We start from the raw sequence: 24,453 nt of genomic DNA on the forward strand, positions 1-24,453 counted from the left end.
AGGCGCGCATCTTCTCCAGACGCTCTTCCAGCCGGCTGCGGCGGCCCTCCAGCACGCGCATGCGCACTTCCCGCTCGGTTTGACCGAAGAAGGCGGAGGCGACACATGGTGAACCCCCGCGCCCCCGCGCGTAGCCCTGTCAGTGCTCGCGCGGGGCCGGGACCACGCGCTCGACCTCCGGGTGCACGGTGAGCAGCTGACGCATGGCGTTCTCGGCGCCCAAAGCGTCTCCGGCCGCGAGCGCCTCGACCATGCGGGCGTGGTGCGCGACAGAGGTCTCGCTGGGCCGGTCGCAGGCGGTGACCGGGTTGCCGGAGACCTGGAGGGCGGCCGAGACGATGCCGGAGAGGTGCTCCAGCATGCGGTTGCCCGCCACCTGGATCAGCAGCGCGTGGAACTCGTTGTCGGCGCGGGCGAAGGTGATCGCGTCGCCTTGGCCGAGGGCGTGTCCCATGATCTCGACCATGTCGGCGAGGCGCTGCTGGATGTCGGGGCGGCCGTGGCCGGCGGCGAGGCGTGCGGCCAGCGGTTCGATGACCCAGCGGAGCTCGTTGAGCTCGCGGCGCTGGTCGTCGCGTTGGGGGCCGAAGGCCCGCCACTCGATGATGTCGGGGTCGAGCAGGTTCCAGTCGGCGACCGGGCGGACCCGGGTGCCCACGTTCGGGCGGGCGCTGACGAGGCCCTTGGCCTCCAGGACGCGCAGGGACTCGCGGACGACCGTCCGCGAGACCTCGAAGCGCTGGCCGATCTCCTCGGGGACCAGTGGACGGTCCGCGCCGAGGTCGCCGGAGACGATCATCTGGCCGAGCTGCTGGACGAGTTGGCCGTGCAGTCCGCGGCCCCGGCTGCCTGCCGCGCGGCGGCCCACGCGGCTCAACTCGATGTCGGCGCCCTCCCAGTGGGGTGGGCCGACCCGGTCGGACCCGGGGGTCTCCGCGAAGGGGTAGCGGTCGAGTTCGCCCGGGCCTGCGAGACCGGAGTCGGCGTGGCGGGCGGCGGTCATCATGGTGTGCGCAAGGGTACTCACGAATCCTTTGTCGGCTGTGCCTCCATCACCCTTGAGGTCTTTGGTGAAAAGCACACGAAAGGGTGATCGGTGCCACCTACGCAATTGACGACTTATCGTAAAGAACCGGGCCTATTGCGGGGAGTTGCGGTCCGTTTCACGTGATGTGGGCGCCAACGGTCCCGTTGCCACCTCGTCCCGCACCGGAACGATCAGCATCGGTCTTTCACCAGCGCACTCGGCTCCGCAGTCCTGTGAACCCATAGGCGCACAACAGGACGATCAGCGACAACACCAGAGCCGTACCGACGGGTTGGGTCATCATCCGCAGCAGATCCAGGACGAAGCGGTCCGCCTCCGGCGGCCAGTGTGCGGCGGACAGCCCGCGCGACCGCGAGACGATCCCGCCCGCCGGGTACGCGGAGGGTCCGGCGAGCACCTTGCGCACCAGGGGTACGACCGCCACGGGTACGGCGAGTACCGCGGCCAGGCCGGCGGCCGTGGAACGGAAGACGGCGGAGGCCAGGACGCCGGCCCAGGCGCAGCCCGTGAGCAGTCCCGCCCAGCCCACGGCCGAAGCGATCCACTGCGCGGGCGAGCGGAGCGGAGCGGCCCCGAAGACCAGCCCGACGGCGCAGGTGTCGGCGACGAGGACGAGGGCGCCGATCAGCAGGGCGAGGGCGGAGCAGACGCCGAGTTTGGCGGTGAGCAGCCCCAGCCTGCGCGGCACGGTTCCGCGGGCCGCCGCGAGGGCGGGGTAGCGGTACTCCTCGCCGAAGGCCAGGGCGCCCAGGAGCCCCGCGCCGAGGGCGGCGGGCGGCAGGGGCAGGAGTTCGGGCCACGCGGCGAGCATCCGGTCACGCGGCGCGGAGCCGGTCCGGGCGAGCAGGACGGCGGTGAGCGCGGAGACGGCGATGACCACGGCCGCCGTGAGCCAGGGCGTCGCGGTGCCGAAGACGCGGTGCAGTTCGTAGCGCAGGGGCCGCAGCGGGCCGGCGACGCGACGGACCGCCGAGGCCGGGAGCCCGGGGCGGCCGTCGTGGGCGTGGCCGGGGGTCGGCGAGACGTCGTGGACGGACTCGGTCCCGGACCAGGTGTCGGCCCGGGCCCTGGAGGGGGGTTGCGAACCGCCGGGTCCAGCGGATGGGCCGGGTCGGCCGGGCGAGCCGGAGCCGGCGCGGAGCTCGGAGGCGGGCTGTTGCCCGCCCTCCGTTCGCGCTTCCCCCCGGACGTCGATACGCGCTTCCGCTCGGGCGTCGACGCTACGGGCGTCGACGCTACGGGCCTCGGCGGCGCGGGTTTCGGCGGCCCGAACCTCGGTACCGGCTTCGCTGCGGGCCTGTGGAACGGGCCGGGCCGCCGCTCCCGCCTCGCCGGCGTCGCTCGCGTCTCCGGTCTCGTCGGCGAGCCGATGGACCAGTACCCCGTTGCGGAACGCGGCTTCGCCCACCTCCGCGCAGTTGCTGCCGTACACGGACAGGCGGGTGCCGCTCTCCGCGACGATCTCGACCGCGCGTCGGGCCGCGCGGGCCTCGCGTCCCAGGACGTCGGCCAGCCGGGCCGCGTGCGGGGTGCGTACGGCGACCCTCGGCCGGAGCCGGGTACGGGCGAAGTCCGCGGCGTCCTGGTCGGCGACGAGCCGGCCCGCCTCGATGGAGACGACGCGATCGGCGCCCCGGGCGGCCTCCTTCGCGTCGTCGGTGGTGAAGAGCACCGCCCCACCGAGGGAAGCGTGTCCGCGCAACAGCGCGTACAGCCAGTTCCGTTCGCGGGGCGACAGCCCGGCGGCGGGTTCGTCGAGCAGCAGCGTGCACGGGTCGGCTAGGAGCGCCGCGGCGAGTGCGAACCGGCGCTCCATGGCGCGCGAGAGCGAGCCGAGCCGGTGGTCACGCAGGCCGGCGATGCCGACGACCTCCAGCATGGTGTCGGCCCGGGAGGCCGGCACGCCGGCGGCGGCGCAGAGCATCCGTAGCTGGTTGCGGACGGTCCGCGCCGGGTTGCCGGGCACGTCCCCGAGCAGTACGCCGACCTCACGGCCCGGCTGCGGGACCCGGTGCAGCGGGCGGCCCCGGAAGTAGGTGACGCCACGGCCCGGTTCGAGCTCGAGCATGAGCCGCAGCACGGTGGTCTTGCCCGAGCCCGGTTCGCCCAGCAGGGCGGTCACGCACCCGGGGCGGGCCTCGAAGGTGAGGTCGTCCACGACGGGAGGGAGGTCTCGACGGGATGTGCTGGTGAGTCCGATGGCCTGGAGCATCGCTTCTCTCGCGGGGGGTGAGACCGCTCTGCGGCAGGGTGAATTCCGCAAGGAAGATAACGCGATATGTCCGATTTTCGAGGCAGGTGGGTCGTGGAGCCGCCCGTGTCGCAACCGGAGCGCGGCCGACCGGGCGGAAGTCCGGCGGGCGGCAGCGGCGCGGTCCTCCCCCGGGTGGGCCGGGCCCCGGCGCCGGGGCGTCAGACCTCCGGGCGCAGCATCGGCGGGTTGAGCAGGGTCGCCCCTCCGGCCCGGAACAGCTGGGCGGGACGCCCACCTTGACGGGTCGTGGTCCCTCCGGCGGGCACCAGGAACCCGGGGGTCCCGGTGACTTTGCGGTGGAAGTTGCGGGGGTCGAGCGCCACTCCCCACACGGCCTCGTAGACCCGGCGTAGCTCGCCGACCGTGAACTCGGGCGGACAGAAGGCGGTGGCCAGCGAGGAGTATTCGATCTTGGAACGGGCGCGCTCCACACCGTCCGCGAGGATCCGGGCGTGGTCGAAGGCGAGCCCCCCGGAGGCTTGCTCACCCGCGGCGAGGAGCTCGTCGACCGGGGCCCAGCGCGCGCTGTTGGCGTCGCCTCCCGCACGGGGCGCCGGCAGGTCCGGGGCCAGGACCAGGTGCGCCACGCTGACCACCCGCATCCTGGGGTCCCGCTTCGGGTCTCCGTAGGTGGCGAGCTGTTCGAGGTGCGCGCCGTTGTCGACACCCGGAACGCCCGGATCGTGCGCGCACAGTCCGGTTTCCTCGGAGAGTTCCCTGGCCGCGGCCGCCGCCAGGTCTTCCTCGGCTCGCACGAAGCCGCCGGGCAGGGCCCAGCGCCCCTGGAACGGCTGCTCACCCCGCCGGACGACCAGAGCGCAGAGCGCGTGGCCCCGTACGGTGAGCACGACCAGGTCGACGGTGACGGCGAAGGGCGGAAAGGCCGACGGGTCGTAGGGCGACATGCCGCGATCATAGTCGTCTGCCTGACGATAAACAGAGCTTTGGTGATCCCGGAGACGGTGATCCGGAGCTTAGCCTCCCAGTTGGAGCGCATCCGCCGCCTCCTCCACCATGCCGAGCCCCAGCCGGCTGACGCGTAGGGCGAACGGTTCCCCGGCCACGCGCAGCCCCGAGAGGCGCAGTGCGCCGAGCGGGGCGCCGGAAAGGGGCGCGAGCGCGACCGTCCCGGCGGGGGCGTCCGGGCGGATACCCGCGAGGGCGGTCAGTACGTGGATCCCCGCCGCCGCGGCCACCGCGGCCGGGCGGCAGGCGGCCGGGTGCGGGAAGGGCGCACTGCCCGCGGTGCGCTGCTCCGCCGCGTACATCTCCGGCAGGCGGTAGCCGAACCTCTCCGCCGCGTCGAGCAGGCCCCGCAGCAGCCCGGCCGCCTCCTTCTCGAAGCCGGCCTGGGCGAGGGCCCCCACCGCCACCGCGCTCTCGTGGACCCGTACCGCCCCGGAACGGTGGCCGAAGGGGTTGTGACCCGGCTCCCGGGCCGCCATGCTCCGCAGGCCCCAGCCCGAGTCCATACCGGGTGCTCCGAGCAGTCGGGCGAGTTGCCCGGTGCGGGCCCGGTCGAGCAGGCCGGGGGCCGGGCGGCCACCGCCCAGCAGCCCGGTGTCCAGCAGGTGGGCGGCGGCCCCTGTCAGCCGGGGCAGCGGCCGCCCGTCGGGGTGCAGGGCCGCGGCGGGGCGCCCACCGTCGGGGCCGTCGACCCAGAACGCGGCCCGGAACCTGTCCCGCAGTCCGGCGGCCCACTCCCGCCATTCCTCGGCTCCGTCCCGCCCGCAGCCGGCGAGCAGGTCGGCGCCGAGCAGAGCGGCCCGGTGTGCGTGGGCCTGGGTTTCGCACCGGCGGGGTCCCGGATCGGGATCGGCCAGGAAGCCGTCCTCGCCCAGGGCCCCGCGCAGCCACCCGAGGCAGCGCTCGGCAGTGGGCAGCAGACGGGCCACCTCTGCCTCGGGCAGCCCCCACCGCCACGCCTCGGCCAGCACCGCCGGGAAGGCGAGGGTGGCCTCCGTCCCGGTGCAGCCGGGCGGCAGCTGCGGTCCGGCCCCGCGCAGCGGGCCCGGGATCTTCCCGGTGTCGGGCCCCCGTCCCGTGATCTGGGTCCGGGCCAAGGTGCGCAGGGTGGCGCCGGCCAGGCCGGCGCCGAGCGGCAGTGCCATCCGGGCGGCCCACAGCGACTCCGCCGGGGCCAGCCCGAGCCGCCACGGGACCCCGGCTGCGGCGTAGGCGTCACCCGGCTCGACGGGATCCCTGAGGAGCAGGGCTCCCAGATCCTGGACGCTGGTCCGGAACCAGACCTCCGCCCTGGGGTCGTCGCCCTCGGCCCGCGCCTCGGACAGCGGGTTCGCGACCTGCCCGGCCGGGGCCCGCGCGGTGCGGTCGGCGGTGGTGCGCAGTTCGATGGTGCGGGTTTCGCCCGGCCCCAGTTCGAGTTGCCAGCGCAGCAGGCCGGAGGAGGCGAGCGCGTCGTCCGGAGCCGGTTCGGCGGTGGTGACGGCCTGCGCCTCACCCGTACTCCAGCGCAACCCGGCGGCATGCACCGCAGCGGGCAGTTCCGCTCCTGCCCGACCGGCCGCCACGGCGGCCAGCTCCGCCAGGTCGGTGCCGAGCGAGAGCTCCACGGGCAGCCGTACCGGCCGGACCGCATAGCTTCGCAGGGTGATCCGCTCGGTGCCGTCGGCGTGGCGTACGCGCTCCACCCCGATGTCCGGGTCGGGACCGGCCTCGGCGCCGGTACGGACGGTGGCGGTGAAGGCCGCCCGGTCCGCCCCGAGACCGCGCCCGTGCACGGCGACCGGCTCGCGGCCCCCGACGCGCAGGACGCACCGGGAGAGCAGCCGGCGCCCCGCGCGGTAGATCCCGTCGAGCCCCCGGCCGGTCAGTTGACCGTGCTCAGGCGAGATGACCAGGCACGGTGCGGCGACGCAGATGACTGCGTCGTGCACGGGCGGCAGTTCGGGCCTGCGGGCGGGCGGTACGGAGTGGGCCATGCGTCGCCTTGTCTGCGCTCCGGTCGGTTTCGCTGGTCGGCGGCGGGGCCGGTCACCCACCACCCCCCAGCTGAACGTGCCGAGCCCCGCCCGGGTCACGGGCCCCGGCGGCGGCCCGACCCGGCGACCGGCCCGTCCACCCACCCGTAGACCCCCGTCGGCGATCCCCCACCGGAACCGGCCTCTGCCCAAGACCCCGGCACTCCGCAGCCCAAAGCACGGGCCGCGGAAGACCTGGGCGATTCGCAGCCCGAACTGCGGGCCGCCGCAGGCGGGGCCCCTACCCGGTCCGCGCCGGTCGCCGCGCGGGACTTCACGGACCAGCGACCGGGTGGGGGGCGTCGGCGGCGCGCCCCGTAAACGGTGCCGGATCTGCCCCACGGCCGCACAGGCGACCGTGCGCGACCGCGCCGGCGGAGCCTGACCGCCTCGCGGCCGCGGTCGCACACACGGGAGGACCGTTCCCCGCGGTCGGCCCCCGGCGTCTGCGCCCTCGCGCGGGGCGCCGTGCAGCGGGCACGCCGATGCCCTCCCGCTCCGGTTCACCGGTCGCTCCCCGCACCCCGGCGCGGCGCGCGACGGTTCGTCCTGGGGCGACGGCCGGGTGGGCGGGTACCCGCTCCCGCCCGCTTGCGGCGCGGCTCCCGGCGCCTTCGCTCCTCTCGCAGACACGCCCGGAGCCCCTCCGGGTCGATGCCCTCGTTGCAGGCGTGGTGGAGCAGCTGGGCGAACCGGTAGTCGGCGTCGGCTTGCAGGGCGAGCCCGAGCACGATCCGCGCGGTCGGCTCGTCCCCGGTGGACCAGGACACCCAACCGGCGAGGGTCAACGGGGCGGCGGCGTGCTCCCCGTACGCCCCGACGCACCGCCGGGCCAGCGCACGCCACAGCCGCAGGGCGGGCGCCGCCTCGTCGTCCTCCATCCATTCGGCGGCGATGTCGCGGATCTCGCGGTCCTGGAGACCGATGATCAGCGCGGCGGCCTCGTCGTGGTCGAGCAGCGCGTCGTCCCAGCCGTCGGCTCCCAGGCCCGTCTCGGCGGGTGGCGCTTGGGCCAGGCGCCGCATCAGCGTTTTGGCCAGCGCGAGCGTCTGGGCCCCGACCTCCTCCCGGTTCGCCTCGTCGAGGATCTTCGGCACCAGGGCCACGGCGGCGCGTTCCAGGGCCTTCTCCTGTTCGACGGCTTCCGTCCCGCCGAGAGGAGCCAGGCGGCCCTCGATCTCCTTGAGCGATCCCCGGACCTGGATTCCGGCGAAGGTGGCCGCCGCGGCCATGACCGAGGTGCCCGGCAGGGCCATGGGATTGCCTTCCGCCGGGCAGCAGCGCTCGTCGGGGCAGATGTAGGACCAGTAGCGGGCGCCGGAGAGGCACAGGGCCTCCATGACCGGCACGTCGAGCGCCCCGCAGGCCAGCCGCAGCCGGTGGGCGAGCGGCCTCAGCCGGGTCATGACCCGTTGCGGGCTCTCCCCGAGGAGCGGGTCCTGGCACAGGTAGACGACGATGCCGTCGGGCTTGCCGCCCCTGCGCTCGCTGCCCCGGATCAGGGTTTCGGCGACCTGCCGGGCGGTGTCCTCCCATTCCGAGGGCGCCGAGGGAATGCCGACGCGGAGCCGACCGCCGAAGCGACCGCCTTCGCCGTGGACTGCGACCAGGACGAGCGAGTCCGTCGGATGGAAGCCGAGCATGTAGGGCAGGGCGTCGGCCAGCTCGGCCGGACTGCGCAGGGTGATCTGGGACGCCGTGGTTGATCCGGAGGGGGTGGTGGACCGCCGTCCGGCCGGACTGGGTGATTCGTGGTTCTTCGTCATGCGTCGACGGTCCCGCCTCTGATCGTTTCCCGAAAGCCCTGTGGATAACTCGTCCGGCTTTCAACATCCACAGGCGCAGAGCGGCATTGGCGCGATGTCACAGGCATCGGGTTGCATGGGGGCATGAACGCAGACCTGAGGTCCTCGGCCGATTCCGTACTCGCCCGTCTCGTGGGCGACCCCACGGGCACCGCACGGCTGCGCGAGGACCAGTGGCGGGCGATCGAGGCCCTCGTCGCGCAAAAGCGTCGGGCACTGGTCGTGCAACGCACCGGCTGGGGCAAGTCCGCGGTCTACTTCGTCGCCACCTCGCTGCTGCGCGCGAGCGGAGCCGGTCCCACCGTGATCGTCTCCCCCCTGCTCGCGCTGATGCGCAACCAGGTCGAGGCCGCCGCCCGGGCGGGCATCCACGCCCGCACCATCAACTCCGCCAACCCCGAGGAGTGGGAGGGCATCCAGGCGGAGGTCGCCGCCGGTCAGGTCGATGTCCTCCTGGTCAGCCCCGAGCGGCTCAACAACCCGGACTTCAGGGACCAGGTGTTGCCCAAGCTGTCAGCCGCCACCGGCCTCCTCGTGGTCGACGAGGCGCACTGCATCTCCGACTGGGGACACGACTTCCGCCCCGACTACCGACGCCTGCGCACCATGCTGGCCGATCTCCCGCCGGGCGTGCCCGTGCTCGCCACCACCGCCACGGCCAATGCCCGGGTGACCGCCGACGTCGCCGAGCAGTTGGGCACCGGCGCCGGAACGGACGCCCTGGTGCTGCGCGGCCCGCTGGACCGGGAAAGCCTGAGCCTGTCGGTGCTCGCCCTTCCGGACGCGGCGCACAGACTGGCCTGGCTCGCCGATCACCTGGGCGAACTCCCCGGCTCCGGGATCATCTACACACTGACCGTGGCCGCCGCCGAAGAGGTCACCGCCTACCTGCGCCACCGGGGCCACACGGTCTCCTCGTACACGGGCAAGACCGAGAACGCCGACCGCGAGCAGGCCGAGAACGACCTCCAGGCCAATCGGGTCAAGGCCCTCGTCGCCACCTCCGCCCTCGGGATGGGCTTCGACAAACCCGACCTGGGTTTCGTCGTGCACCTGGGCTCGCCCTCCTCTCCCATCGCCTACTACCAGCAGGTGGGCCGCGCCGGTCGTGGCGTGGAGCACGCCGAGGTGCTGTTGCTGCCGGGCCGCGAAGACGAGGCCATCTGGCAGTACTTCGCCTCGGTGGCCTTCCCGCCCGAGGAGCAGGTACGCCGCACGCTGGACGTACTGGCCCAGGCGGGGCGGCCGTTGTCGCTCCCCGCGCTGGAGCCCCTGGTCGATCTGCGGCGCACCCGCCTGGAGACGATGCTGAAGGTCCTGGACGTGGACGGCGCCGTACACCGGGTGAAGGGCGGCTGGACGTCGACGGGCGAAGCGTGGACCTATGACGCCGAGCGCTACGCGTGGGTGGCCCGGCAGCGCGCCGCTGAACAACAGGCCATGCGTGACTACGCGTCAACCATCCAGTGTCGGATGGAGTTCCTGCGCCGCCAGCTCGACGACGAGGAGGCGGCGCCCTGCGGGCGCTGCGACAACTGCGCGGGAGCGCGCTTCACGGCGGAGGTCTCCGACACCGCCCTGGACACCGCCCGGGGTGAACTGGGGCGTCCGGGCGTGGAACTGGAGCCGCGCAAGATGTGGCCGACCGGACTCGCGGCCGTGGGCGTGGACCTCAAGGGCCGCATCCCGGCCGGGGAGCTGGCTTCAACCGGGCGGGCGCTCGGCCGGCTCTCCGACATCGGCTGGGGCAACCGGCTGCGCCCGATGCTCGCGCGTCAGGCACCCGATCAGCCGGTTCCGGACGATGTCGCACAGGCCGTGGTCGCGGTGCTCGCCGACTGGGCCCGGGGGCCCGGCGGTTGGGCCTCCGGTGCCGCGGATGCTCCCGCGCGGCCGGTCGGCGTCGTCGCGTTGCCCTCGCGCAGCCGTCCCCAGTTGGTCGGCTCCCTGGCCGCCCGGATCGCGGAGGTCGGACGTATGCCGCTGCTCGGGGCACTGTCCTACACGGACGAGGCACCGGAGTTCGGTCTTCCCTCCTCCAACAGTGCGCAGCGCGTCCGTGGGCTCCGTCTCGCCTTGACCGTGCCTCCTGCCCTGGCTGCGACGCTGACACAGGCGGAAGGTCCGGTGCTCCTCGTGGACGACCGTGCGGAGAGCGGTTGGACACTCGCCGTGGCCGCCAGGTTGCTCCGCCGGGCGGGCGCCAAGGAGGTGTTTCCGCTGGTGCTGGCGCTCCAGCCATAACGAATGCGTCATGCACGGCGTGGCGGGGCAAGGATATGAACGGCATACCGGCGAATTCCGGTCGGTGGTCCCAAATGCTCATTGCCCCATGCTCGCGGGCCACGCGAGAATCGGAGAGCTCCCGCTCGGCTCGTCGGCACTCTCCAGGGCCGTGCCGCGGCGCGCCCACATCCCAGCCGTGCCCGTCCGCGGGCGTGTACCCGAAGGGAGGACCGTGACCACCGGATTCGCCCCGCCCTCGACGACGTCCCTGACCACGGCCACCGGTGGCGCCAGCCGGCACGGCAGACTTCTGGAACCCGCGGAGTGGTCGGCGGCGGGTGTGCCCTTGCTGAGCAATCCGCGCGAGGTCGTCAGCGGACTGCACTCCCGGCACCACCCCGTGCCGTCCACGGCCGTGATCGCCGTGCTGGACCCGGAGGAACGGCTCGTGGCGAGCGCCTCGTTCGCGCAGCGGTCGGTGTCGGCCGACGGCTGGGAATACCGCAACGCCCTGCTGTCCCGACTGCGCCGCGTCCTGCCGCACGACCTGCGGCGCCGGACGCCCGTGCGCACGGCGGTTTTGCTGTACTGCCGGGAGGGTGACGAGCGGTGGACCGAGGAGGACGGCGCCTGGATGTGGGGACTGCGGGACGCGTGCACCTTGCACGGGCTGCGCTGCGGCGCGTACATCACGCTGACCCGGGGCGGTTGGCAGGTGCTCGGCGAAGGCCGCGGCGGGCGCAGACCGAGCTCGGACTCCCGCCCCGAACTCCTCGGCGCGCTCTCCGCCGAGCCGGTCCAGGTGCCGCTGCGCACCGGTGGTGGGGCGGCCGAGGCGTTGCGTCACACCGCCGCACGCTGAGCTCCACGCCGGTCCGGCCAGCCCCGGCCCCCGCCGCCGTATGCTCTGCCCGTCCGCGTTCACGTCCACGCACCCGCTCCGCCGAACCGCGGCGATGAACCGCGGCGAGCGGCACGGTCGGAGCGCGGGGCCGCGGCGGGGCCGACGCCCGGGCCGCCCCGCCCTCCCCACCCGTACCGGAGTACGGACCGTCAGACGTCCGCGCCGAGCACGGAGTTGATCTGCTGCGCGTCGCCGCACACGATCAGCAGCGCGCCGGCCCGGGTCAGGGCCACCGGCAGCGCGCCCGCCACCGCGTCAGCCGGACCGCCGTTGGCCGCGAAGACCACGACGGGACGGTCCGCGGCGCGCTTCGCCTGCGCCGCGTCCGCGTAGAACACGTCGTCCCGGGCATCGTGCTGGGCCCAGTACGCGGCCTCGCCGAAGGACAGTTCGTGCGCGGCCCACGGGTGCGGGTCGCCGGTGGTGAGCACCAGGATGTCGCCGGGGGCGCGTCCGGTGTCGAGCAGCAGGTCGACGGCCTCCTCGGCCGCGTCCAGCGCACCCTCGGCGGAAGCCGGGATCAGCTGGACCTGGGGCACCGCCGCCGAGACGGACGGCGCGGTCGGGGCTACGGGAACGGGGGTGGCCTGCGCCGCCCGCTGCACGGGCGGGGCGGGCCTGGGGGCACTTCCCGCACGGGTTGCCGCTGCGGGGGCGGGCCCGGGGCGGCCGGGCCGGGGTACGGCGGCCGGACGGGGACCAGGTACGGGGCGGGGGGTCTGCGCGGTGCGGCTCGCGGCCGGCGTAACGCGGGGACCCTGGGCACTCTCGTGAATCTGAGGCTCCTCGGGGTGAGAGGCATGAGTTGACATCTATCAAACACCGGTACGAAACGTACCGGCGGATGGCACGTGGACGCGATCAGAAATCGAAGCCGAGTTGGCCTCCGTTTTCCAGCTCCGTCGATTCCTCGCTTCGGCGCACCTTCTTGAGGTGCCGCCACTGGGGCAGTGCGTCGAGGTACGCCCACGAGAGCCGGTGGTACGGGGTGGGCCCCAGCTCCTCCAGGGCCGCCCGGTGCACGGGCGAGGGGTAGCCGGCGTTCGCGGCGAAGGCGAAGTCCTTGACGGAGGCGATCCCTTCGCCGAGTTCGGCCATCATCCGGTCCCGTCGGACCTTGGCGATCACCGAGGCCGCGGCGACCGCGACGCAGGACTGGTCGCCCTTGATCACCGTACGGACCCGCCAGGGCGCGCCGAGGTAGTCGTGTTTGCCGTCGAGGATCACCGCGTCGGGCCGCACCGGCAGCGCCTCCAGCGCACGTATCGCCGCGAGCCGCAGGGCGGCGGTCATGCCCAGCTCGTCGATCTCCTCCGGCGAGGCGTGCCCGAGACCGTGGGCGGTGACCCAGCCCTCCAGGATGTCGAGCAGCGCGTCCCGACGTTTGGGGGTGAGCAGTTTGGAGTCGGTGAGTCCCGCGGGCGGCCGGCGCAGACCGGTGATCGCCGCGCACACGGTGACCGGACCGGCCCAGGCCCCTCGTCCGACCTCGTCGACCCCGGCGATGACCTTGGCGCCGGTGGTTGCACGGAGGGAGCGCTCGACGGTGTGGGTGGGTGCTTCGTACGGCATGGCGCCAGCAAGGGTACGCCGCCCCGCGCCGCCTGCACACCCCGCCCCGGGCGGGGAGTGCGGCCGACGTCCCCCGCGTGCTCACACCCGGAGCATCGGCACCATCACCCGGTCGATCAGCTGAGCGATGTCCTGGTCGTCCCATTCGCTTCCGTACATCTTCGCGCGGTACATCAGCATGGCGGGAATGACGTCGACCAGGAACGGAGTGTCCGCGTCCGGTCGGACATCGCCCCGCTCGATCCCGCGTCGCACCAGCGCCCTGATCATCTCCTGCGCGGGCTCGTGCAGGCCGTTCCAGGTCACCCCGCGGAACCGGTCCGCGTCCTCGTGGTCGCATTCGTGAAGCACCGCGCGCAGAGCGACTCCGGCGCGCGAACGCAGCACCTCACACATCCGCGCGCACAACCCGTAGAGGTCGTCACGGATCGATCCGGTGTCCGGGATCTCGTCCAGCGGCGGCAACCCGGCCCGCAGCACCTCGGCCACGAGTGCGACTTTCGACGGCCAGCGCCGGTAGAGCGCCGCCTTGCCGGTCCGCGCGGCGGCAGCGACCCCCTCCATCGTGAGCGCGTTCCAGCCGACGGTGCTCAACTGCTCCAGGGCCGCGTCCAGGATGGCTCGTTCGAGCTCCGGGCCCCTCCTGCGCACAGGCGGCGGCTCCGACCAGCGGGAACCCGTCATCTCCATACCTCCGACCGGCCCGCGTGCCCATCGCACATATTTTCAGCCTTAGTGAACGCTTGCGTTCACTAAATGTAGCTCCTACGGTGGGTCACCAGTGAACGAATGCGTTCACTATTTCACTTTGGGGGGATCCTCAGTGAGAAGCGTTCAACTCGACAAACCTCGGATACCGGGGGCCGCGCACCACCCGAACCGGCCCGGCGTGGCGCTCGCGGTGATCGCCGCGTGCCAGCTCATGGTCGTGCTCGACGCGACGATCGTGAACATCGCGCTCCCGCACATCCAGACCGCGCTCGCATTCTCCACCACCGATCTGTCCTGGGTGCTCAGCGCCTACACCCTCACCTTCGGCGGGCTGCTCCTGCTCGGCGGCCGGGCCGGCGACATCCTCGGCCGCCGCCGGGTCCCTCGCCCCGCTGTTCATCAGCGAGTCCGAACGCCATCCCGGCCGGTTCGACATCGCCGGAGCGCTCACCTCCACCGGCGGCATGGCCTCACTGGTCTACGGATTCATCCGCGCGTCCGAGGACGGCTGGCGCGACTCGCTGACCATCGGCTCCTTCGCCGCCGCGGTGGTGCTGCTCGCGCTGTTCGTCGTCATCGAGTCCCGGGCCCGCGAACCCATCATCCCGCTGCGCATGTTCGCCGACCGCAACCGCGCCGGCACCTACCTGATCATGCTCGGCCTCGCCGCGGCGATGTTCGGCATGTTCTTCTTCATCGTCCAGTTCGTCCAGAACGTGCTCGGCTTCTCGCCGATCCAATCCGGTCTGGGCTTCCTCCCGGTGACCGTCGCCATCGTCACCGCCGCCGGGCTCTCACAGCGGTTCCTGCCGCGCTTCGGGCCCAAGCCGTTCATGGTCGCCGGGTCCGCCCTCACCGGTTCGGGGCTGGCCTGGCTGAGCTTCATCGAGACCGACAGCTCCTACATGTCCGGGGTGCTCGGCCCGATGATCGTGTTCGGCTTCGGCATGGGCCTGAACTTCGTGACCCTCACGCTCACCGCCGTCTCCGGGGTGGCACCACGCGAGGCGGGCGCGGCCTCCGGGCTGCTCAACGCCAGCCAGCAGGTGGGCGGCTCGCTCGGCCTGTCGATCCTGGTCACCGTCTTCGGCACGGCGAGCCGCGACGAGGCCGCCAAGCAGGCCCCGGACTTCCTGACGAAGGCCAACCCCGAGCAGCTCGCTGCCTTCAAGGCGACCCACAGGTTGCCCGACCCGTGGGGCGACCTCGTCCTCACCCAGGGCATCTCCACCGCGTTCCTGGCCGCCGTGGCGATGGCGGGGCTCGCCCTGGCCACCGCGCTGCTGGTGATCCGGGTACGCAGGAGCGACCTGGAGGCCCTGAACGGAGTCGCCGCCGAAGCCGGTCCGGCGGCCTGAGCGGGGACGACCGTACTCAGGCTCGGGCGCCCGGAGACATCCGGGCGCCCGAGCCGCGTCCGTCACACGTCGACCGGCCCGGCCCTCAGCGGGGCGCCCCGGGCAGCCATTCGGGCAGGGACTCGGTCCGCGCCAGCCACGCCTGCGGCAGTACCGCCTCGCCGCGTGCTCCCAGCACCCCGCCGACGATCGCGCAGGTGGTATCCACGTCCCCGCCCACCTGGGCGGTGGTCCAGAATGCCCGCTCGTAGTCGTCCAGCGAACGCGCCGCCGACCACAGGGCGAACGGCACCGTGTCGTGCGCACTGGTGCGCCGACCGCAGCCCAGGACCGCCGCGACGGTGGTGGCGTCGCCGTAGTCCAGCATGTCCCTCGCCCGCCGCAGCCCGGCGCCCACCGCGCTGCGCGGCACCAACGCGATCACCCCGTCCAGCAGGTCGGCTGCCTTCGGCGGCCCCGCGGCGTCGGCCGCGAGCGCGGCCGCGGCGGCGACGGCCATCGCCCCGCACACCGCCTCGCGGTGCTGGTGGGTGGTGTACGCGGAGATCTCCGCCTGGTGCGTGGCCTGCTCGGGATCGTCCGCGTACCAGGCGCCGAGGGGTGCGATGCGCATGGCCGCGCCATTGCCCCACGAGCCCTGTCCGTTGAACAGCTCGGCGGCCAAGGTGCGCCAGTCCTCACCCTCCCGGATCAGGCGCAGCATCCGGTTGACGGCGGGCCCGTAGCCGCGGTCGAAGTCGTGGTGGTGGGCGAACGAGGCGGCCAGCGCGTCCTGGTCCATCCGGCCGTGCTCGGCGAGGACGGCCAGGACCGAGCAGGCCATCTCGGTGTCGTCGGTCCACTGCCACGTCTCGCCGCCCTCGGGCAGCTCGCGCCGCTTGAGCAGCGGGTAGTTCACGGGAACGAAGTACTGGGAGCCCAGGGCGTCCCCCAGGGCCAGCCCGCGGAGGCTGGACAGGGCGCGTGCGTAGCGCGTCTCGGGAGTGGAGTCAGCGGTCATCCCGCGTCACTTTAGTCGTCCAGGTCGTAAGGCTCCGGTGTGGTCCACCGCTCAAACGGGCGGTCCAGGCGGTAACGGCCGTCCGGGCCCAGCTGGAGGGTCCTGAATTCACCGTTCCCGGGGTTGGACAGGGCCTCGAACTCGGCCACCGACCAGTGGAACCAGCGCATGCAGAACAACCGCATCGTCAGTCCGTGGGTCACGAGGAGTACGTTCTCGGGGTGGTCGGGAGCCTCGAAGCTGCGGTAGAGGCTCTCCAGGAAGGACCCGACCCGGTCGTAGACGTCGGCGCCCGACTCGCCCTGCGCGAATCGGTAGAAGAAGTGCCCGTACGCGTCCCGGTACGCCTTCTGCAGGCGTACGTCGTCGTGGTCCTGCCAGTTGCCCCAGTCCTGCTCGCGCAGCCTCGGTTCCTCGCGCATGCGGACCCGGGTGGGGTCCAGTCGCAGCTCGCGGAAGGTCTGCAGGGTGCGGCGGTAGGGGGAGACGTAGGCGCTGATGCGCTCGTCCCCGAACAGTTCGCGCAGTTTTGCGCCGGCCTGCCGGGCCTGCTCGCGCCCGGCCGGCGTCAGCCGCAGGGCGTGGTCGGGCTCGCGCTCGTACACCGTGTCATCGGCATTGCCCTGGGATTCCCCGTGCCGGACGAGGACGATGCGCCGTGGTCGTACCATTCCACGACCCTATTCGGCCACCGGTGCGCGGTTCGAACGGGCACGCCGATCAGGAAGCCGCTCGTCTTACGGTCATACCGTCCAGGAGGGTTCGAGGTCGACGACATCGCCGGTGAGCGCCTCCACATCGGCCTCGGTCTGCGCACGCAGCGAAAGCCGCTCGACCCGCTCCTGCCGGTACTTGCCGTGCTCGGCTGCTGCTCGCCACATCGACAACACCAGGAACTCCCGCCCCGGTGCCTCCCCGAAGAGTCCGCGGATCATGCCGGGCGACCCGGCCATGGCCGGGTTCCAGACTTTCTCCTGCATCAGGGCGAAGTGCTCCACGCGCCCCTCCCGCACCCGGGTGTGGGCGACCCGGACCACGTCGGCGTCGGAGAAACGGGGCTCGAAGCCGGTCTTCACGTCGAAGCGGTAGTCGAAGAGCGTGACCCGCGCGTCGGTGAAGGTGCCGTTCTGGGCCGCCGCCAGCCGGTCGTACGAGCGCGCCATGAAGGAGTCGTAGAAGGAGCGGCTCTCCCAGAACGCGAAGACATGTGCCACCCCCTGCCGGCCACGGCTCCATCCGCCGCCCTGCCCCCGGAATCCGGGCTCGCCCGGTAGCCCCGCCCATTTGCGCTGCCCACGCTCGAACCCGCGTCGGTCCGTCACCGTGCAGCGAATCCACTTGACCAGCACCGCGCCATCGTACGGGCCCGGCGCGGCCCGGGTCAGTCCTCGGCGCGGAAGATCCGCACGAGATCAGCCGCGTCCCGCTCGGACAGCCGAAGGCCGAACTCGCGGTCGAGGAGGGCGATCAGCCCTTCCGGGTCCACGCTCCCGCGCTCCACCCGGCCGTCCGGGTACCAGTGGGTCAACTCGCGCCCCAGCAGGGCCACCCTGACGTCCTCGCCGGGGCGTTGGACGATGACCTTGCCGATAAAGGCCGAGCGGGGATGTGAGGAGCTGTAATGGTTCAGCACCACGTAGTCGACGGGGTAGTAGGGCTGCGGAGTGAAGGCGTAGAGATCCTGCCAGGTTCCCTCGCGCAGCCGGCGCAGCACGAGGACGTCGCCCTCCTCGCGGTGGACGGCGTACGTCGACTCCCCCTGCCGCACTTCGACTCCGGGCCGCCCGAGCGGGACGGGCTCGAACGGTCCGGGGTACCCGAACCCGGCGTCGCACAGCCAGGGTTCACCCTCGACGGTGACGACGAGGACGGCGTGCGTCACCGGCAGCAGGGTGTCCCCGCGGGCCCTGTTGCGGGCACCGCGTCCCGACACCTCGAAGCCGATCCGCTGGAGGGCGGCCGCCAGCAGCGAGTTCTGCTCGTAGCAGTAGCCGCCGCGGCGGCGGTGCACGAGCTTGTCCTGCAGTGACCCGACATCCAGCGCGACGGGGTGGCCGAGCGTGACGTCAAGGCTCTCGAAGGGAATGGCGGCGGTGTGGGCCCGGTGCACTGCGTACAACGTCGCCAGGTCGGGCCGGAGTTCCCGCCCCTGGCCTTCTTGTTCGTCACCGCGCCCGATGCCTATCCGTGTCAGATACGCGTCGAGGTCCAACTCGTCACCGCTCCACATGGCTCCCCCACTCCCCCAGTGACCGCAAGGGGCCGCGGCACTCGCCCACCCCGCCTCCATGATCGCCGCGAGAGCCCCACCACGCCAGTTCCTCCCACCGTGTACGGGCGGCCCCGCGCGTACGCGGTCAGAGACCGAGCATTTCCGCGAGGGTGCCGCCCAGCACGCGATCACGCAGCGCACCCGACCGGGTCACGCGCTCAACGGTGGCGCGGGCGAGCACCGGGTCGCCGTAGGGCGCGTCCGAACCGAAGAGCGTGCGGTCGGGCACCTCCTCGATGGCCAGGCGCACCGCGAAGATGACATTCGCCGTCGAGAGTTCCAGGAACATGTTCGGGGTGTCCCGTGCCAGTTCGATCGCGGTCAGCCAGTTCAGCCCGCCGAGTTGACTGATCACGAGCGGGACGGTGGGGTGGCGGCGCGCGAGAGTGGCCAGGGTCACCAGGTCCCGCGCGGTGGTGGACGTGAAGCCGTGCACGACGACCGGTAGCCCGCCGTGATCGGCGGCGGCCCGCAGTACCGGTTCGATCCGGCCGGCCCCGTCCGGGGACGGGGTCAACTCACCGATCCCCCGGTACCCCCGCCCGACGACCTCCCGTTCGACCTCCTCGGCGATCCACCGGGCCGACAGGCCCAGGTCCACCTTGCCGAAGCCGATGAAACGGTCGGGGTACGCCGCACACGCCGAGTCCAGCTCCTGCCGCGCGGTCCGGTAGCCTTCCGGACCGGTCGTCCTCCCGCCGACGGTCTCGGTCAGGACGCTCATCTCACGCCGTAACGCGACCAGATCGGTGGCCCGCTCGGGATGCGGTCGGGTGCCGAAGAGCACGGCGCGGTCGACGCCCGCCTCGTCCAGCAGGGCGATGTGGCTGTGCACCGGATCGTGGACGTGACCGTGCGCATCGATGATCAACGAATTCTCCTGGTCGGCACCCATGACGGCGACGGAATGCCGTCCATGCCCCCATCGTTGAGGGTTGACACCGTGGCAAGGTCAAGCTCCGTGGAGAAGCGATGCTGATTGGGCAGTTGGCCAAGAGAACAGGTACGAGCGAGCGTCTGCTGAGGTACTACGAAAGCGTCGGCCTCCTCGCCTCGACCCGACAGGCCAACGGATACCGCGACTACGACGACGACGCCGAGCGGACCGTCCGACAGATCCGCGGCCTGCTGGCGGCCGGACTGTCCTCCGACGTGATCCGGCAGGTGCTGCCCTGCGCCCTCCCGGACGACTCGCTGCGTCCCTGCCCGGGGGTGCTGGACAAGCTGCAGGCCCGACTCGCGCACCTGGACCGGCGCGCGGAGGAGCTGGCGCAGGCACGCCGTACCCTGCGACGCGCCATAGCGGCAGCCGAAAACCCGCGCTAGCCACCCGTCGTCCCCAACGCGGCGCGTCACGTGCGACCGCGGTGGGGCCGAAACGCGTGGTGGGGTGCCGACGTCACCGTCGGCACCCCATCCGAACCGCTACCTCACGCCCGATGAGGGCTCAGGCTCAGCTGCAACCGCTGGTCGAGCCGCAGCCCTCGCAGATGTAGCAGGAACCGGCGCGCTGCATCTTCGTACCGCAGGAGAAGCACAGCGGGGCGTCTGCGGAGACGCCGAGCTGCATCTCGACGAGTTCGGCGCTGGAGTGCGCCGTCTTCGGGGCCGGGACCGAGACCGGCGCGGCGGCGATCGGCTTGGGCTCCGACGGGACCGCCGCGAGCGGGGCCGACTGGGCCAGCGACTCGGTGTCCAGCTCCTCCTCGTCCAGCGGCTCGTACGAGCCGGTGTCGAGGTGGCGCTGACGCTCCTCGGCGGTGTGGATGCCGAGCGCCGAGCGGGTCTCGAACGGCAGGAAGTCCAGCGCCAGGCGGCGGAAGATGTAGTCGACGATCGACTGCGCCATCCGCACGTCCGGGTCGTCCGTCATGCCGGCCGGCTCGAAGCGCATGTTCGTGAACTTCGAGACGTAGGTCTCCAGCGGCACGCCGTACTGGAGGCCGACGGAAACGGCGATGGAGAAGGCGTCCATCATGCCCGCGAGGGTGGAACCCTGCTTGGACATCTTGAGGAAGACTTCTCCCAGGCCGTCGTCCGGGTAGGAGTTCGCGGTCATGTAGCCTTCGGCGCCACCGACCGTGAACGAGGTGGTGATCCCCGGGCGGCCCTTCGGCAGACGCTTGCGGACCGGGCGGTACTCGATGACCTTCTCGACCGCGGCGCGGATGGTGTCCTCCGCCTTGGCGGTGACCTCCTCCTTCTCCTCTTCCTTCTTCTTCGCGGAGAGGGGCTGGCCGACCTTGCAGTTGTCGCGGTAGATCGCGAGCGCCTTGACGCCCATCTTCCACGCCTCGAAGTAGATCTCCTCGATCTCCTCGACGGTCGCCGATTCCGGCATGTTGACCGTCTTGGAGATCGCGCCGGAGATCCACGGCTGGATCGCGGCCATCATGCGCACGTGGCCCATCGGGGAGATGGAACGCTCGCCCATGGCGCAGTCGAAGATCGAGTAGTGCTCGGTCTTGAGGCCCGGGGCGTTCACGACCACACCGTGCTCGGCGATGTGGGTGACGATCGCCTCGATCTGCTCCTCCTGGTAACCCAGGCGGCGCAGGGCCTGCGGGACGGTGCCGTTGACGATCTGCATCGAGCCGCCGCCGACGAGCTTCTTGAACTTGACCAGGGCCAGGTCCGGCTCGACACCGGTGGTGTCGCAGGACATCGCCAGACCGATGGTGCCGGTCGGGGCGAGGACGGACGCCTGGGAGTTGCGGAAGCCGTTCTTCTCGCCGAGGCGCAGGACGTCCTGCCATGCCTCGGTGGCCGCTGCCCAGATCGTGTTGTCCAGGTCGTCGGTGCGCGGCGCGAAGGCGTTGGCGTCGGCGTGCTGCTTCATGACGCGCTTGTGCGACTCCGCGTTGCGGGCGTAGCCGTCGTAGGGACCGACGATCGCGGCCAGCTCGGCGGAGCGCCGGTACGCGGTACCGGTCATCAGCGAGGTGATCGAGGCGGCGAGCGTACGGCCGCCGTCCGAGTCGTAGGCGTGGCCGGTGGCCATCAGCAGGGCGCCGAGGTTGGCGTAGCCGATGCCGAGCTGACGGAAGGCGCGGGTGTTCTCGCCGATCTTCTGGGTCGGGAAGTCCGCGAAGCAGATGGAGATGTCCATCGCGGTGATGACCAGTTCGACGACCTTGGAGAAGCGCTCGGCGTCGAAGGACTGGTTGCCCTTGCCGTCGTCGTCGAGGAACTTCATGAGGTTCAGCGAGGCGAGGTTGCAGGACGTGTTGTCCAGGTGCATGTACTCGCTGCACGGGTTGGACGCGGTGATGCGGCCGGACTCCGGGCAGGTGTGCCAGTTGTTGATCACACCGTCGTACTGGATGCCCGGGTCGGCACACGCCCACGCGGCCTCGGCGAGCTTGCGGAAGAGCGCCTTGGCGTCGACCTTCTCGATGACCTCGCCGGTCATGCGGGCACGCAGGCCGAACTCGGTGCCGTTCTCGACGGCCGTCATGAACTCGTCGTTCACGCGGACGGAGTTGTTGGCGTTCTGGTACTGGACGGACGTGATGTCGTCGCCGCCCAGGTCCATGTCGAAGCCCGCGTCACGCAGGGCGCGGATCTTCTCCTCCTCCTTCACCTTGGTGGCGATGAAGTCCTCGACGTCCGGGTGGTCCACGTCCAGGACGACCATCTTGGCCGCGCGGCGGGTGGCGCCGCCCGACTTGATCGTTCCGGCGGACGCGTCGGCGCCGCGCATGAAGGAGACCGGGCCGGAGGCGTTGCCACCGGAGGAGAGGAGCTCCTTGGAGGAACGGATGCGGGAGAGGTTCAGGCCGGCGCCGGAGCCGCCCTTGAAGATCATTCCCTCTTCCTTGTACCAGTCGAGGATCGACTCCATGGAGTCGTCGACGGCCAGGATGAAGCAGGCGGAGACCTGCTGCGGCTGGGGCGTTCCGACGTTGAACCACACCGGGGAGTTGAAGCTGAAGATCTGGTGCAGGAGGGCGTACGTCAGCTCGTGCTCGAAGATCTCGGCGTCCGCCGGCGAGGCGAAGTAGTCGTAGTCCTCGCCGGCCTTCGTGTAGGTCTTCACGATCCGGTCGATGAGCTGCTTCAGGCCGGTCTCGCGCTGCGGGGTGCCGACCGCGCCGCGGAAGTACTTGCTGGTGACGATGTTGACCGCGTTCACCGACCAGAAGTCGGGGAACTCGACGCCACGCTGCTCGAAGTTGACCGAGCCGTCGCGCCAGTTGGTCATGACGACGTCCCGGCGCTCCCAGCTCACCTCGTCATACGGGTGCACGCCCGGGGTGGTGTGGATGCGCTCGATCCGCAGGCCGCTCTTGGCAGCCTTGGTCCCCTTGGCGCGGGAACCTCGTGCCGAGCCGCTCGCCGTCTCTGTCATGCCGCCTCCCATATGCGGGCAAAAACGCCCTAAAGTGCCAGCGATATTCCGCAGCACGGTGCGTGTGTCTGTATCTACGAATCTACGAAAACTACGAATCTCGCCTGGCCGACCGGGCCCGGGCCGCCGCTCCGTGGCGGCCCGTCCGGTCAGTCGGCGGCGGAGGCGGGCACGGGAACGACCGCGGGGGTCCCGCCCGGCTCGCACTCAGGGGGGTGAGGCCGTCGCTCGCGGAGTTCCGCGATGGCGGTCTCGAAGTCTTCAAGGGTGTCGAACGCTTTGTACACGGATGCGAACCGCAGGTACGCGACGAGGTCGAGTTCCTGCAAGGGGCCGAGTATGGCCAGACCCACGTCATGGGTGGTCAGCTCGGCGCTTCCGGTGGCGCGCAGCGCCTCCTCGACCCGTTGGCCGAGCTTGGCGAGGGCGTCCTCGGTGACCGGCCGCCCCTGGCATGCCTTGCGCACGCCAGAGATGACCTTGGAACGACTGAAGGGTTCGGTCACCCCGCTGCGCTTGATCACCATCAGCGAGGCCGTCTCCACCGTCGTGAAACGGCGGGAGCAGTCGGGGCACTGACGGCGCCGGCGGATCGACGTGCCGTCGTCGGTGGTGCGACTGTCGACGACCCGGCTGTCGGGGTGCCTGCAGAAGGGGCAGTGCATGGTTCCCTCACCCTCCCTCTTTGGCACGACTGATCACCCCACGGGGCCCCTGAGCGGCAGGAACGAGGCTCTGCCGGGGGCTCGTGAAGCAGCCACAAGCATATGCGATGCCGGGACCCGCAGCGGACCCGGGACCACAACTTCTGGGTGGCAGCGCTCATCCAACCACTAGATCTTGGGTTGTGGTGGATTTACGGCCCGCCGCGTGTCGCGGTACTCGATGTCCGGATAACGGGGTCTGCGGTGCCACACTGGGCACGGGCCCGCACGGTGGCGATCCGACCCGGAAGGGTACCGTAGGCGCCGCGGGTACGGCCGAACCCGCGTTCGGTCAGACTGTCGGTCCATACACCTCTAGCACTGCTCCAGGTGGACGATCTGCGATATTTCACTCGAACGTGTGTTTGGCGCAACCTTTCGAAAGCTACTACCGTTGTCCAGCTAGGGAGAACATTTCGAGAGGGGCCGACGTGACCACGACCGCAGACAGTGCCACCATCACTGCCCAGAACCGCTCCCAGAGCCGACTTGAGCCGGTGCATGCCATGAATGACGTACGTCAGAACCCCGAGGCGGAGTCCGTGCGCCCCGCACGCTCGCTGCCCGGGCGACCTCCAGGCATCCGCGCCGACAGTTCGGGACTCACGGACCGGCAGCGGAGGGTCATCGAGGTCATCCGGGATTCGGTCCAGCGACGGGGCTACCCGCCGTCGATGCGCGAGATCGGCCAGGCGGTCGGCCTGTCGAGCACGTCGTCGGTCGCCCACCAGCTGATGGCCCTCGAACGCAAGGGCTTCCTGCGTCGCGACCCCCACCGCCCGCGTGCCTACGAGGTACGCGGCTCGGACCAGCCCAGCTCGCAGCCCACGGACACCACCGGCAAGCCCGCCGCCTCGTACGTGCCCCTGGTCGGCCGGATCGCGGCCGGTGGCCCGATCCTCGCCGAGGAGTCGGTGGAGGATGTCTTCCCACTCCCCCGACAGCTGGTCGGAGACGGCGAACTCTTCGTCCTCAAGGTCGTCGGCGATTCCATGATCGAGGCGGCGATCTGCGACGGCGACTGGGTCACCGTCCGGCGTCAGCCCGTCGCGGAGAACGGTGACATCGTCGCCGCGATGTTGGACGGCGAAGCCACCGTCAAGCGGTTCAAGCGCGAGGACGGCCACGTCTGGTTGCTTCCGCACAACGCCGCCTACCAACCGATCCCCGGAGACGAGGCGACCATCCTCGGCAAGGTCGTCGCCGTGCTGCGCCGGGTCTGAAACCCGTCGCCCCCATCCAGCTCCGGGACCTCTGCGCCGGTCCC

General features: G+C 71.7%; 19 protein-coding genes and 2 pseudogenes. 5 read left to right on the forward strand and 16 right to left on the reverse strand.

The genetic code is table 11. The features are described from left to right. The 6 genes and pseudogenes from ABZ934_RS27380 to ABZ934_RS27405 all read right to left on the reverse strand — a co-directional run. Positions 1 to 94 (reverse strand): annotated as a pseudogene (locus tag ABZ934_RS27380) (PadR family transcriptional regulator); the annotation flags it as partial. Positions 95 to 139: 45 nt separating this feature from the next. After that, positions 140 to 1,027: an FCD domain-containing protein gene (locus ABZ934_RS27385; protein WP_361318168.1), complete on the reverse strand. Its 888-nt coding sequence runs from the start codon at positions 1,025 to 1,027 to the stop codon at positions 140 to 142. Positions 1,028 to 1,232: 205 nt separating this feature from the next. Further along, entirely contained in the window at positions 1,233 to 3,260 is a 2,028-nt protein-coding gene (locus tag ABZ934_RS27390; RefSeq protein ID WP_361318170.1) for an ATP-binding cassette domain-containing protein, read from the reverse strand. Positions 3,261 to 3,460: 200 nt separating this feature from the next. Further along, complete coding sequence (locus ABZ934_RS27395) at positions 3,461 to 4,207, reverse strand: NUDIX domain-containing protein (protein WP_361318172.1); 747 nt, start codon at positions 4,205 to 4,207, stop codon at positions 3,461 to 3,463. Positions 4,208 to 4,276: 69 nt separating this feature from the next. Continuing rightward, positions 4,277 to 6,244 (reverse strand): glycogen debranching N-terminal domain-containing protein, encoded by a 1,968-nt coding sequence (locus ABZ934_RS27400; RefSeq protein WP_361318174.1) that lies wholly within the window; start codon positions 6,242 to 6,244, stop codon positions 4,277 to 4,279. A gap of 542 nt (positions 6,245 to 6,786) precedes the next feature. Further along, the gene (locus tag ABZ934_RS27405) at positions 6,787 to 8,049 is read right to left on the reverse strand and encodes a DUF4192 domain-containing protein (RefSeq protein ID WP_361318176.1); all 1,263 of its coding nucleotides are present in this window, start codon (positions 8,047 to 8,049) and stop codon (positions 6,787 to 6,789) included. A 123-nt stretch (positions 8,050 to 8,172) separates the two neighbouring features. Here ABZ934_RS27405 and ABZ934_RS27410 point away from each other — a divergent pair, with 123 nt between their 5' ends. Further along, the gene (locus ABZ934_RS27410) at positions 8,173 to 10,332 is read left to right on the forward strand and encodes a RecQ family ATP-dependent DNA helicase (protein ID WP_361318178.1); all 2,160 of its coding nucleotides are present in this window, start codon (positions 8,173 to 8,175) and stop codon (positions 10,330 to 10,332) included. Between the two features lie 214 nt (positions 10,333 to 10,546). Further along, positions 10,547 to 11,176, forward strand: a complete 630-nt coding sequence (locus ABZ934_RS27415) for a hypothetical protein (RefSeq protein ID WP_361318180.1) — start codon at positions 10,547 to 10,549, stop codon at positions 11,174 to 11,176. 191 nt (positions 11,177 to 11,367) lie between these two features. Here ABZ934_RS27415 and ABZ934_RS27420 read toward each other — a convergent pair whose 3' ends face one another. The 3 genes from ABZ934_RS27420 to ABZ934_RS27430 form a co-directional block, all read right to left on the reverse strand. Then, complete coding sequence (locus tag ABZ934_RS27420) at positions 11,368 to 12,030, reverse strand: hypothetical protein (RefSeq protein WP_361318182.1); 663 nt, start codon at positions 12,028 to 12,030, stop codon at positions 11,368 to 11,370. A gap of 49 nt (positions 12,031 to 12,079) precedes the next feature. Then, entirely contained in the window at positions 12,080 to 12,790 is a 711-nt protein-coding gene (locus ABZ934_RS27425) for a ribonuclease HII (protein ID WP_361318184.1), read from the reverse strand. An 81-nt stretch (positions 12,791 to 12,871) separates the two neighbouring features. Next, positions 12,872 to 13,474, reverse strand: a complete 603-nt coding sequence (locus ABZ934_RS27430) for a TetR/AcrR family transcriptional regulator (protein WP_361318186.1) — start codon at positions 13,472 to 13,474, stop codon at positions 12,872 to 12,874. A 238-nt stretch (positions 13,475 to 13,712) separates the two neighbouring features. Here ABZ934_RS27430 and ABZ934_RS27435 point away from each other — a divergent pair. Next, positions 13,713 to 14,859: pseudogene (locus tag ABZ934_RS27435) on the forward strand (MFS transporter). An 85-nt stretch (positions 14,860 to 14,944) separates the two neighbouring features. On the opposite strand, the gene ABZ934_RS27440 reads toward ABZ934_RS27435, so the two are convergent. From ABZ934_RS27440 to ABZ934_RS27460, 5 genes are all read right to left on the reverse strand, one after another. Beyond that, the gene (locus tag ABZ934_RS27440) at positions 14,945 to 15,859 is read right to left on the reverse strand and encodes an ADP-ribosylglycohydrolase family protein (RefSeq protein WP_361318188.1); all 915 of its coding nucleotides are present in this window, start codon (positions 15,857 to 15,859) and stop codon (positions 14,945 to 14,947) included. Between the two features lie 11 nt (positions 15,860 to 15,870). After that, positions 15,871 to 16,530 (reverse strand): histidine phosphatase family protein, encoded by a 660-nt coding sequence (locus ABZ934_RS27445; RefSeq protein ID WP_361318193.1) that lies wholly within the window; start codon positions 16,528 to 16,530, stop codon positions 15,871 to 15,873. A gap of 72 nt (positions 16,531 to 16,602) precedes the next feature. Next, positions 16,603 to 17,208 (reverse strand): YdbC family protein, encoded by a 606-nt coding sequence (locus tag ABZ934_RS27450; protein WP_361318195.1) that lies wholly within the window; start codon positions 17,206 to 17,208, stop codon positions 16,603 to 16,605. Positions 17,209 to 17,240: 32 nt separating this feature from the next. Further along, the gene (locus ABZ934_RS27455) at positions 17,241 to 18,089 is read right to left on the reverse strand and encodes an arylamine N-acetyltransferase (RefSeq protein WP_361318197.1); all 849 of its coding nucleotides are present in this window, start codon (positions 18,087 to 18,089) and stop codon (positions 17,241 to 17,243) included. Positions 18,090 to 18,216: 127 nt separating this feature from the next. Next, positions 18,217 to 19,026, reverse strand: coding sequence for an amidohydrolase family protein (locus ABZ934_RS27460; RefSeq protein WP_361318199.1), 810 nt, complete (start codon positions 19,024 to 19,026; stop codon positions 18,217 to 18,219). A gap of 77 nt (positions 19,027 to 19,103) precedes the next feature. Between ABZ934_RS27460 and ABZ934_RS27465 the strand changes: the two genes are divergently transcribed. Next, positions 19,104 to 19,457 carry a MerR family transcriptional regulator gene (locus ABZ934_RS27465; protein WP_361318201.1) on the forward strand — a complete coding sequence of 118 codons (354 nt, stop codon included), beginning with the start codon at positions 19,104 to 19,106 and terminating at the stop codon, positions 19,455 to 19,457. Between the two features lie 127 nt (positions 19,458 to 19,584). Here the strand turns inward: ABZ934_RS27465 and ABZ934_RS27470 are convergent, their stop codons facing one another. Then, positions 19,585 to 22,482 (reverse strand): vitamin B12-dependent ribonucleotide reductase, encoded by a 2,898-nt coding sequence (locus tag ABZ934_RS27470; RefSeq protein WP_361318203.1) that lies wholly within the window; start codon positions 22,480 to 22,482, stop codon positions 19,585 to 19,587. Positions 22,483 to 22,631: 149 nt separating this feature from the next. Further along, positions 22,632 to 23,147 (reverse strand): transcriptional regulator NrdR, encoded by a 516-nt coding sequence (nrdR, locus tag ABZ934_RS27475; protein WP_361318297.1) that lies wholly within the window; start codon positions 23,145 to 23,147, stop codon positions 22,632 to 22,634. 470 nt (positions 23,148 to 23,617) lie between these two features. Between nrdR and lexA the strand changes: the two genes are divergently transcribed. Continuing rightward, on the forward strand, positions 23,618 to 24,409 hold the full coding sequence (gene lexA, locus ABZ934_RS27480) for a transcriptional repressor LexA (protein WP_361318205.1): 792 nt from the start codon (positions 23,618 to 23,620) through the stop codon (positions 24,407 to 24,409). The last annotated feature ends 44 nt before the right edge of the window (positions 24,410 to 24,453 follow it).

The sequence above is a fragment of the Streptomyces sp. NPDC046557 genome (assembly GCF_040645975.1).
Taxonomy (GTDB): Bacteria; Actinomycetota; Actinomycetes; order Streptomycetales; family Streptomycetaceae; genus Streptomyces.